Annotated in this window: 11 protein-coding genes; 2 read left to right on the forward strand and 9 right to left on the reverse strand. The window is 32.9% G+C overall.

Annotated features, from left to right (window positions below; translation table 11 throughout):
- Window positions 1–16: 16 nt before the first annotated feature.
- The 6 genes from KO515_RS08170 to KO515_RS08195 form a co-directional block, all read right to left on the reverse strand.
- Window positions 17–1348, reverse strand: coding sequence for a DUF58 domain-containing protein (locus KO515_RS08170; RefSeq protein ID WP_215935895.1), 1332 nt, complete (start codon window positions 1346–1348; stop codon window positions 17–19).
- 200 nt (window positions 1349–1548) lie between these two features.
- On the reverse strand, window positions 1549–2547 hold the full coding sequence (locus KO515_RS08175) for an AAA family ATPase (RefSeq protein WP_215935896.1): 999 nt from the start codon (window positions 2545–2547) through the stop codon (window positions 1549–1551).
- Window positions 2526–3752, reverse strand: a complete 1227-nt coding sequence (locus tag KO515_RS08180) for a DUF4350 domain-containing protein (RefSeq protein WP_215935897.1) — start codon at window positions 3750–3752, stop codon at window positions 2526–2528. Before KO515_RS08180 ends, KO515_RS08175 begins: the two co-directional genes overlap by 22 nt.
- Entirely contained in the window at window positions 3749–4483 is a 735-nt protein-coding gene (locus tag KO515_RS08185; protein WP_215935898.1) for a DUF4129 domain-containing protein, read from the reverse strand. The genes KO515_RS08180 and KO515_RS08185 overlap by 4 nt, the downstream gene beginning before the upstream one ends.
- Window positions 4484–5371, reverse strand: coding sequence for a hypothetical protein (locus KO515_RS08190; RefSeq protein WP_215935899.1), 888 nt, complete (start codon window positions 5369–5371; stop codon window positions 4484–4486). It abuts the gene before it with no gap.
- A 2-nt stretch (window positions 5372–5373) separates the two neighbouring features.
- Entirely contained in the window at window positions 5374–6381 is a 1008-nt protein-coding gene (locus KO515_RS08195; protein WP_215935900.1) for a stage II sporulation protein M, read from the reverse strand.
- A gap of 35 nt (window positions 6382–6416) precedes the next feature.
- On the opposite strand from KO515_RS08195, the gene KO515_RS08200 reads away from it, so the two are divergent.
- On the forward strand, window positions 6417–7133 hold the full coding sequence (locus KO515_RS08200) for an RDD family protein (RefSeq protein ID WP_215935901.1): 717 nt from the start codon (window positions 6417–6419) through the stop codon (window positions 7131–7133).
- A gap of 205 nt (window positions 7134–7338) precedes the next feature.
- Entirely contained in the window at window positions 7339–7950 is a 612-nt protein-coding gene (locus KO515_RS08205; protein ID WP_215935902.1) for a trimeric intracellular cation channel family protein, read from the forward strand.
- A 23-nt stretch (window positions 7951–7973) separates the two neighbouring features.
- Here the strand turns inward: KO515_RS08205 and KO515_RS08210 are convergent, their stop codons facing one another.
- The 3 genes from KO515_RS08210 to KO515_RS08220 form a co-directional block, all read right to left on the reverse strand.
- Complete coding sequence (locus KO515_RS08210; RefSeq protein ID WP_215935903.1) at window positions 7974–8702, reverse strand: YqjF family protein; 729 nt, start codon at window positions 8700–8702, stop codon at window positions 7974–7976.
- 546 nt (window positions 8703–9248) lie between these two features.
- Window positions 9249–10457, reverse strand: a complete 1209-nt coding sequence (locus KO515_RS08215; RefSeq protein WP_215935904.1) for a DUF3089 domain-containing protein — start codon at window positions 10455–10457, stop codon at window positions 9249–9251.
- A 675-nt stretch (window positions 10458–11132) separates the two neighbouring features.
- Window positions 11133–11714, reverse strand: a 582-nt coding sequence (locus tag KO515_RS08220) for a hypothetical protein (protein WP_215935905.1), incomplete at its 5' end; no start/stop codon positions are given.

The following is an 11714-nucleotide window of genomic DNA, read 5'->3' on the forward strand; positions in this document are numbered from 1 at the left end:
CACTAATCACTAATCACTATAAAAGCCCACGAGCCTTAATCTCTAGATACTTATTAATGGTGTTAATCGTTAAGTTTTCAGGAGCTGTTAAAATCGATTGAATGCCATACTTTTGAAGTTCTTTTACCATTAATCGTTTTTCGAAAGCAAATTTTTCGGCTATCGTTTTATGGTAGAAAGATTGTAAGTCCTCTGCATTTTCTTTTAAAATAGTATCTAATTCTGTGTTTTCAAACAACACTACAACTAGCATGTGCTTTTTAGAGATAGCTTGTAAATAAGGCATTTGCCGTTTTAAGGCACTGATATGTTCAAAATTTGTATAAAGTAGAAGAAGGCTTCGATGCGTCACTTTTCGTTTTAATTGTGCGTAGAGCAAACCAAAGTCACTATCATTAAATTGCGTATCTATATTGTATAAGTTTTCTAAAATACGATTAAGATAGGTCAATTTTTGAATGGCAGGTAAAAAGGATTCTATCTTTTTTGAGAAGGAAATCATTCCAACTTTATCATGTTTTTTTAGAGCAACATTACTAAATGCTAAGGTTGAATTAATAGCATAATCTAATAGTTTCAGCCCATTAAAAGGCATTTTCATGATTCTACCTGTATCAATGATAGAGTAGATGGGTTGCGATTTTTCATCTTGATATTGATTTACCATCAATTGACCACGCTTCGCTGTAGCTTTCCAATTTACAGTTCTAAAATCATCACCAGAAACATAATCTTTAATTTGTTCAAATTCCGAAGTATTACCTATTCGCCTTATCTTTTTTAAACCAAACTCCGTTAGCGAATTACTGATGGCTAAAAAATCATATTTCTGCATTTGCATAATAGAAGGGTACACCATTACCATTTGCTGATTTTGAAACTTGTATTTACGTTTAATAATTTTTAAAATGGAGGATACAAATATATTCAGGTGACCGAAGTAATATTCGCCACGATCTACAGGTCTTACTATATATTCAAAATTGTGATTCTGATTTGGGTTTAAGGCTGTTTGATAAAGAAAATCGCGTTTTTGAAATTGTACAGGCAATTCATCAATTACATCAATGTAGGTTTTGAAGCTATACTTATTTGTAATTGTAATTGGCACAGGATTATTATCGCTATTAGAGAATTTATCTGGTAAAATTCGTCGTGCATGTATAGCGCTTTTGAGTTGGTAGAGTAGTAGTACATCAATTATTAAAAGAACAGCTATAATAATGGTAACAATCCATGCCATTGAAAATAATACGGGTATCCAATACGACAAAAGAAAGCATACAGACGCTATTGCCAAATAAATGTACAACTGCTTGTGTATGTATAATGATTTTAAAAAATTCATAATCTTCTCTTTTATCTATTGATGTGGGGTAAATTTTACATCTTTGAAAACACTCCTAAAGTCCCTTCAAGGGGACAATCTAATCATTCAAATTTTAGTTTAACTTCATCTGCATTAACGTTAAATCTCTTTGTTTTTTTTGTGAATTTGCTTGTTTTTTCCTTTTGGGGAAATCTCCGCAGGACAAAGGGACGTTTTTTTTATCTCGGCACTTCAACGGATTGCACAATCATTTCAATGACATTTTCTGTGGTCATACCTTCCATTTCGCGTTCTGGTGTTAAAATGATGCGATGATTCAAAACAGGATTCAATGATTTTTTGACATCTTCTGGAATTACAAAATCACGCCCGTTGATAGCAGCAAAAGCTTTAGCAGTATTTAAAATGGCGATGGATGCTCTTGGTGAACCACCTAAATATAAATGCGGATGATTTCTTGTTTTGGAAACAATTTCAGCAATGTATTTGATAATTTTTTCTTCAACAAGAATCGCTTGTGTTTTCGTTTTATAATCTTCAAGTGATGCCGTATCTAAAATAGCATTAATTAAAGTTTGAGGTTTTTCTCCTTTACGCTCATGATGTGAGGCTATAATTTTGATTTCATCTTCAAGCGAGGGATAATCCACTTTGATTTTAAAGATAAAGCGGTCTAATTGTGCTTCAGGCAAAGCATAGGTGCCTTCTTGTTCAATAGGATTTTGCGTTGCTAAAACCATAAACGGATTTTCAAACGGGTAAGTAAAACCATCAATAGTAGCTTGGCGTTCTTCCATCGTTTCAAATAACGCGGCTTGTGTTTTTGCAGGGGCTCTGTTGATTTCATCAATTAAGACAATATTCGAGAAAATAGGGCCTTTTTTAAATTCGAATTCCGACGATTTCATATTTAAAATAGACGTTCCTAAAACATCGCTAGGCATTAAATCTGGTGTAAATTGAATACGGCTAAATTCAGTTTTTAAAACTTTCGCAAATAGTTTTGCTGTCACTGTTTTTGCAATACCAGGAACACCTTCAATTAAAACATGACCATCGGCTAGTAAGGCTACGATAAGTAATTCTACAAAATTATCTTGTCCGATAATGACTTTCCGCAATTCGACTTTAATGCTTTCTACCGCATTTTTTAAATCTTCTAATTGAATGCGATTATCAAAATTTAAGTCGTCGTTTACTGTTTCGTTTTCTTCCATTGATTATGGGATTTAAATTGTTCTATTAAGGTATTTAGCCTTTCTAATTCGATATTGCTAATTTCGTTTTTTAGCTGTAAGCTTTCAATAAGTTTAAATAACGTCTGCGTGTCTTCAACTGTATTGTTACTTCTTGCTGCTAAGTTGTTTATAAAACTAGTGTTTATTTCTGCCGTTGAAAGATGTAATGTGTTTCTAATATACTCTAAAAAATGATGGACTTTGTGTTGTGAAATATCTTTATGCTTTCCACTTTCATAATACATATTGGCAATAGTTCTTGTAAAATCTACAGTCTGATTTTTTAATGGATTTACAATCGGAATCGCACGTTGTTTCCGTTTACCTTCAAAAATAATATAGATTAATGCCCCAATCAACATAATGTAATATGCCCATTTTAAGGATGGAGTATTTAAGAATAAATACATTGGTGAGGTATAAAATGTCTTTCCTGTTTTGTAATAAGTATCAACATAGATAGGTTTTGATGTGTCTACATATGATAAAAGTCCGGCGGTGTAATCTTGATTTGGTGATTGTAATATAAAGTAATTGGTAAAGGCTTGAGGAAAGGTGCTGAGGATAATTTCACCCTCTCCAAACGGTTGTTTAATCGTGCTGATTAAAGAGTCTTCCATGGGCTTGTTTTCGCCGTGGTAAGTATCTATTAAACCAATAACAGATGTGTTTGAGTTGTCAATTTCATTGAAGTGATAGAAGGTTTTAGCACGATCGTATTTATAAGATTTAGCGGTGTCTAAATCTGGATTCACCAATTTAACTTGGTAGTCGTTATTAAAATTATCAAAGGTAGTGATGGATCTCGTGTTTAACTGTAAAGTGTCCAATAATTGTTCTTCAAAATCTACAGCAGCTACAAGGAGGGTGTTTCCATCGGAGACCCAATCTAATAGACTATTCAGCTCTTCTTTACCAAAGGCAATACTGCCATTATAGAAAAGATAGGTGCCATTAATGTCATTATTTTTAAGGTATTCAAAAGGAGGGCGATCGACAATAGCAACCGAATCTGAAACCCGTTGTAATTGGTCGTTAAACACATAAGTACCAAACGGAATTTTATGATGCGTGGCATAAGACGGAAACCAATTTATAGCCTTCGGTTTGTTCATTTCTAGAACAACGATAGCCAGAATAGTGAAGGCTACAAGTATAATATACAGTTTTCCTTTTTTACTCAATGGTTTGTGATTGTATTATTTAAAAGTTCAAACGGACGTTTTAAGGTTTCAAATTTATTAGCATCGATATCAAATTCACCATACCAGACATAATCATAAATTCTTGTGATATTTATGAAATCGGTTTTTATATGGTCTTTATTAATTTCATGGATATAATCTTCATTCGTTTTTTGTGGTTGCCATGAAATGCTATCACTTTCTGTTAAATATTTTAAAGACAATAAGTAATAATAGCGAATGGCTAATCTGTAATTTTTCTGATGTATGGCTTCGTTTATTAGGGTAGGAATATCTTCATTCTTAATAATTTGTTCTTCCTCAGAAAACAAGATTGAACCTTGAGTTTTCGCTTTGGTTATTAGGTTCGTAGAATTCACTTTTAAGAAAAAGCGAACTAATAGAAAGACCAATATTCCTAACAATAAATAGGGAAGAATTGTAAAAACAAAGTATAAAAAACCGGAGGCCGTACCCACTCCAAATATGGCTTCCCAAAATTTTGTAAGTATGTTTTTAAACCAACGAGAAATCTTATCTAAAATGTTTTCTTCGGGTTCAATTTCTATATAATTAAAATCATCGTCGGCTTTATACGTTTTTAAGTCGTCTTCTGTAATTTGTTGTATTTCAATGGTAGAATCATCATAATTATGAGGCGCGTTGTTTTGGTATGCCATAGAAAGTTGCATACAACACAAACAAATAAAAAGCCATCTATATGCTAACATTTAGTCTTCTGTTTTTCCTATTTCGCTAATACGATCATAGGTACCAGTAAAGTTGACTTTTTCGTGTAAATGAAAATAAATAACAGCTCCAGCTACCATTAAAATGATATTTAATAAAAATTGAAAAAAGGTATTAAATACATTGAGCACTATAATTACTGGATCTGCAGAAAAAGTATTAAGATTGGCAGGGTCAATCTCACCAGAAAACACGCCTGAACTTACTAAGGCATATATTACAGAAGGAATTGAGAATACCATAATAAGGATGTAATAAATGATACCTAAAACAATAAACACTCCAAAAGCCGTCCAAAAATCGGCATTAGCCAAGGTAAAGCTTTGACTAAAGGCATCTGATGTTGAGCGTTTAGGCTCAAATACATATATACTAAACACAATAGCCATTGGAATCATAGCATAAAGTACGGGTATAAAGCAAAGCATCGTAGCAATAATTAGGGTGACACCTTTTAAAAAACTGAGACCAAAAAACGGCCAAAAGGATTTGTAAACGCTACTTTTTATTTCGGATGGATCAATAACACCTTTATGATCTACATACGATTTAATATAAAAAAGTACGGTTGCTACTGAGAGAATGTAAGCTGCAATTGCAGAAACGAAGTATATAATAACGACGGCAATAATTGCAAAGATATTCGTTGTGCTGACCCCGGGTTCAGTCATTTTTGTAAAATCAAGTATATCACCTGCAACATAGTTATAGGCAGCGAGTGATAACATAAAGACCACAATGGCAGGACCTGCAATATTGAAGATGGTTTTAATGAATGGTTTAAATTCATTTCTAATGAAGCCAAATGTATCCGTTAATATACTACTAAAATCGCGCTGTTTTCTAAATTCAATATAGGATTTGTTCATGTTTAGTGGGTTGGGTTTAGGTTGAGCTCTATAGCGTTTTTAGAGACTGTATCTTGTTTTAATTTTCTGTTTAATTGAATAGGGTAAATTACGTAGTAAAATAAGATTAATGCTAAAGAACTTGTAATAATTAAAATGGCTAACCAGTCTGGCATTTCGGTATGTCTGGTGACAAAGCCCTCTAAAAAGCCAGCGATTATAAAAAAGGGAATGGTGCTCATAAGAATTTTTAAGCCGTTAATGACTCCGCGTTTAAAAGCTTCGAGTCTAGGTAAAGTTCCTGTAAATAACATGCCATTTCCCATAACGAGACCAGCACAGCCTGCTATTATAATTACAGATATTTCAATGGTACCATGAATCCAAATGGTACGCGCGGATTCCCATAACAAGCCTTGATCGTAAAAAAAGTATTGAAAACTGCCCAGCATAATGCCATTTTGCATCATAATGTACAAAGTGCCTACACCTAATAAAATGCCATAACCAAAGGCAAACAGCGCCACTTTTATGTTATTAAGCGTAATTCCAAGAAACATATGAAACTCTCCTTGTTGTTTATACACCGCCATAGGATCACCTTTTTCAATGTTGTCTATAGTCATATTTACATAACCATCTCCAAGAAAGGATCTTACAAAATCATCTTCGCTTGCAGCAGAAAAAGCACCAACAATTACAAAAAGCGTAAACGTTAAAAAGGCAATAAGCAATTCGCGATGATGTTGGTAGAATAGCGTAGGGAATTCCGTTTTAAAAAAAGAAATGAGTCTGTTTTTAGGTTCCTTTTTAGTTTTATAAATACTTTGATGTGCATTGGACGCTAATTGATTTAAATAGCGTTCGGTATTGCTGTTGGCGTAAAAGGTTTTGGCGTAGCTTAAATGGTCGGTAACCTCAATATAGAGGTCAGAAAGTAAATCGGGATCTATTTGCGTTTTATTTGTAAGAATGTTTTCAAATTCTAACCATTTATCTTTATTTTGCTTTACAAAAGCTGCCTCGCGCATTATATTCCCTTTTAGACTTTCAAAGAAAAGAAAATATGGATGAATTTCAAATAGAAACGGCCCAAAATGTAGGGATTAATCAAAATGTTGCTAGTATTGGCGATAGAATGCTTGGTTACCTTATTGATAGCGCCATTATTCTATTGTATACCATTGCGGCCATACTGCTTTTAACGACTTTAAATTTGGACATGGGTGATACCTGGGCCATCTATTTATTAGTGTCATTACCTGCTTTTTTATATTATGTATTGCTCGAAACATTTATGGATGGTAAAACTGTTGGTAAGATGTTAATGAAGACCAAAGTGGTAAAACTTGACGGCTCAAAACCTAGTTTTTCTAATTATTTTGTACGTTGGATTTTACGCCTTATCGATGTCGCTTTAACCTCTGGAGGGGTTGCGGCTTTTACCATTTTGATTAAAGGGAATGGGCAGCGTTTAGGTGATATTGCTGCTGGTACAACGGTCATTAGTGAAAAACAGCTCCTAACAATTCACGATACACTTATTAAAGATATTCCTGTAGATTATGTGCCAACGTATAGTCAGGTTACGGTATTAAGTGATCGTGATATGCAAACGGTAAAGAATTTGTATGATGATGCGGTTAGAAACGGACACCATAATATTATTCTGAATTTGCACGTTCGGTTATTGAAAATTATGGCCATAGAAACCAGTGAAAAACCAGTGGATTTTGTGGCAACTGTTATAAAGGATTATAATTATTATACACAGAACATGTAAGCAGAGAACCACTTTTTCCTTTTCGGAAAAAGTGAGTGAATCGCTTATTCCAGATTTGTTTTGGGATCTCAGAGAACCACTTTTTTTAGAGAAATTTTTTGAATCGCTTATACTGAGTGCAGACGAAGTATCTCAGAGAACCATTTTTCATTTTAAATTAGATGCCTACCTTCGCACGTCACAATAATGTAAATATAATCACCCTATGTTTTTTCAATTTATAGATATATTAGGAACGATTGCTTTCGCGATTTCAGGCGCCTTGGTGGCTATGAATAAACGTATGGATCCATTTGGTGTCCTAATCATAGCCTTTGTAACTGCTGTAGGGGGTGGTACTTTGCGTGACGTTATGATTGGGATTGAACCTGTGTCTTGGATGAAAAATATGACCTTTGTGTATGTCATTATAAGTTCAGCCGCATTTGCAGTAATGTTCAGAAAACGAATTAATTATCTTAGAAAATCGCTCTTTTTATTCGATACGATTGGAATTGCGCTCTACACCGTTGTTGGTATCGAAACCGGACTTATAGCAGGTTTACATCCTTTAGTGTGTATTTCTTTGGGAACAATGACCGCTTGTTTTGGTGGAGTGTTAAGAGATATTCTGTGTAACGAAATTCCTGTGATTTTTAGAAAAGAAATTTATGCGACAGCTTGTATTTTAGGCGGAATTACTTATTTTTTATTGTTGAGATTTTTTGAAGATAGAAACATACTATTCGTCATAGTTGGTGTCGTCGTTATTACGGTTCGGTTAGTTGCGGTGCGCTATAAAATTAGTTTACCGACGTTGTATAAAAAGGAAGATTGACGCATTAGGGTTTACAAATAGCCCTAGCTTGTTTTCTTTGTTTTAGTTTTTCCCCAAGCAATCACTTTTACACCTTCGGAATATTGAATTTTGTTAGGATTGTGATGTATAAGATGTTTAAACCTTGGATAGTTAAAGTCAAATTTTGTGATATGCATATGGCGAAATGGCCATTTTAAATGATGAATTTCAAATTCATTTATAGATTGGGTTGTATCTTGAAAAAGGACATAGCGTTCCGTTAACCAAAGGTCTAATTCCGATGGTGTGTCCATAGTTTCACCAATTGAAAACTCAATATTTAAGTGGTCATTAAATTTGGTGTTCAAAGAATGGTATTGGTGTTCTGTCCGCTTAATTTTTGAAAAACGATAAGGAAGTTCTGAAATACTTTTAGCAATTTTACAAGATAATTTTCTTCCACCTTCAATACTTAAAAAATAGACTCCGGTTTTAGAACCAGACTTCATGTATGTTCTAATATTAATTTCATCAAAATTCGAAATAGGTGAAAAGGATGGTAAGTTTTTAGGTCTAATCTTTTCCATAGTAAATGCCACAACGGAAACCCATGGTTTACCGTCAAAAAGATCAATTTCTAATGCTTCTGGCACCCATTTTTTAAGCTCCTCTAAATCAACTTCGAAATGCAGGAATATAGCGTTATTCCATTCTTGGTAGAATTTCCAATCGTCCTGAGGCAGTTTCCAAGGTCTATGTGCAGTGGTTTTTAATAGGTCTTGAATGTTCATATTATAAGTTGAGATGGTTTCTTTTATTAGAATTTCCACTAAGGTTTAATTTCTAATGTTTCGGCTGATTTTTTTTATGAAAAGTTGTATATGGTTATTTTTTTATGATATTGTTATCTTGAATAAATTCTCCCCAAGTATATAATAAATTACCATAATTTGTATCTGTATTTGAAAAATATGGTTTTATTATATAATTTATAGTCTAATGTTTTTGTGTCAATAAGTATTGCCCCTCTTTTATTTTTAGCTAACATGTGTAACATAAAATACCTATTCCATACTTACTGAGCAGTAAGAGTTCATTTGAATTCTATAGAATATGTTACAATTCTACCAAGTATATGTTCAATTTTGAACCCATTCTCTACTATTTATATTTTTCTAATGTTTCGTATTATTTGACTATAAACGTTATAGGTGTATAAAACAAATCTCTAAATTAGATGCAACCCTACTCGTATTTTGTGACGCATTATCTTGATGGTTATAAGAAAATATGAAAATTTAGAGTATTTATAAAAGGTATTAAAGACTTTTATAATTTCACAAACAATCACTAATTTTTTCATCGATTTGTTGCATCAAAGCCCAAATATAAATATGATAATCTTTAATATGGTAATCCCCATTTATAAAAGTAGTAGGACTTACAACATTCTCTAATTCGTTAAGACGTTGGTCTAAAGTGTTTGCAATATAATCTACGGCCAAACCTGTTTTTTGATTAGATTCTCTCTTAAAACGAGCTGTGTACATATTGTCAAAAGCGACGAAATTGTAGCTATTACTAAAATTATACTGAATTCCTGGGGTTATATAACGCAATGGGCTACTTTGGGTTTCAAAAATTAAATTGTCTTGAAAAAATATATCATTGTTTATATCGGTTGTGCGATATACCAATCCACTAGTTACTAATGTTTCGCTATAAGATGGCAAGGTAGACACTGGTTCTGGTATATTGGTATCGTTTTCATAACTTCTCCAATAATGTACACATCCACACTCATTTGTTGTTGTGCAAAGCCCTATATTTTTCCACCAACCTCCTAATGTTGAATTATCTGTAGCATACACATATCCCATGCCGCCTAATGCCGCTGTTACCAATTTTTCTCGTAATTCCGGATTGGTGTCAAATAGATCTCTCACTAACATAGCCAAAAGAAACGAGCCTTGGGAATGCCCAGCAAGTATGATTTTGTTGCCATTATTATGGTTATCTAAGTAATTTTGAAAAGATGCTTTTATATCGGAATAGGTCTCTAATAGAGCGGTAGCTCTTTCTTCTTCTGTATGAAATATACTTAAGAACGATGCAGGTGAAGCTTGCCTATATTTAGGCGCAAAAAAGCGACCATATTTTGCTAATAAGGCTCCCTGAGCCAAAATGGTTTGACCAATATAATTTGTGTCTTGATTATCAATTGACACAGTACTTGGGGATGTAGGCGGATTTTCAAGGACTGTTGGGTGTACCCAAAATACATCAATACCTGTGTTTGTAGTCGCATTATTATTAATCTCAATAGTAGAACTGATACTTAAATCTTCATCAATTACAGCAATATCTAAATCATAAGTTTGTAAAAAATTAAAAGATTGATTGGGATGAAAATACCAATTAGACATAGTGCTATAATCTATTGTCGATATAGGGATTTCAATAAAACTAGGCTCAGATTCTTGTTCTTGTTGAGTTGATGAACACGAAAAAAATAATAGAAATAAAAGTGACCAAGTGTATTTCATTATTTGAGTTTTAATAGTTTTTAGACGATTGGTAGCTTCAAAGGTTTAATTTATCCATTTCGTTTAACATTCTAGCGTTGTGCTTTTCAGTCTGAATTATTTTAATCGTTTGATTTTTTTATTTTGCTCTAATACAATGCGGTTACAATAGCACTTATCAACCTATACAAGAAATAAACCCCAATTATTATTGAACCTATTCCCGCACCTAACATTTGGAAATCATAATAAGATTTAAGTTTATATGTGTTCACAGCTTTTCTAGTAGACCAAATTCCAAAAAGGATTAATGGAATACATAATATAAGCTCTATAATAAAATCGTTGTTCATTGCAAGATTTTTATATTGATGCTGTGGCTATTACTAGTAACGGTCTAGACTATGATATCGTTATCATGTTTAAGCAAGTAAGTTAGCAAAAAAAACACAAACTGACCCGAGCGAAGCGCATTGGAGGATCAAAATCTTGAAGGACTTTTGTAATTAATCTAGACCTAGCACTAAATGATTTGAATTGTAGTGTATCGCGATTTTTTTAAATTTAGATGTAATCGAAATTCTTTTGGGTTTGGCCGGTGTTGTAGATTCCCATTTGCGCTCATAATCTTTTTTTTAAATTATACTGCAAATTTAGGATGAACAACTATTGACATAATTATACCCGCTGTTGTACTTAGTTTTTAATCCGTTTAAATTGGCTGTTTTGCACATTTCTATTTCCACTTGCCATCATTAAAATCATTCCTTCACTTACTCTTCCAGTTACCACAACTAAATTCCCATTCAGATCATTCCCAATAATTGTTTTAGTTTCCTTGTTAATATAATAGATCGGAACAAATGGATAGAGTGTTAATTTACGGTCAATTGTAAAGAAGTCACCTTTAATTCTACCTTTTAAATTAAACTCATCAATTACATTATCGTCTGTTTCATTCAATAATTTTACGTTGATATTTTCATTATCTACCAAGGTCAGTTTGACGTTATTATTTTCATGATTTCTTGTGTGTGTTTTATCACTATCACTTGATTTTAATGTCGCCCATAAATTTTGGGGCAAGCTATCATTTAAACCGTTATTATAAATTCCACTCAGTTTTTGCTTATTAAATTCAGACATTTTATAATCATTTTTACGTATCAATCTTTTCGTTGAATAACAGCTTGTTAATGAGATTAATAAAATCAGAATTAAAAGTTTAATCGCTCGCAAATTATGTTGTTTAAATGAAGTACAACGTGTTTCTTTAGT

The sequence above is a fragment of the Winogradskyella psychrotolerans genome (genome assembly GCF_018860545.1).
Taxonomy (GTDB): domain Bacteria; phylum Bacteroidota; class Bacteroidia; order Flavobacteriales; family Flavobacteriaceae; genus Winogradskyella; species Winogradskyella psychrotolerans_A.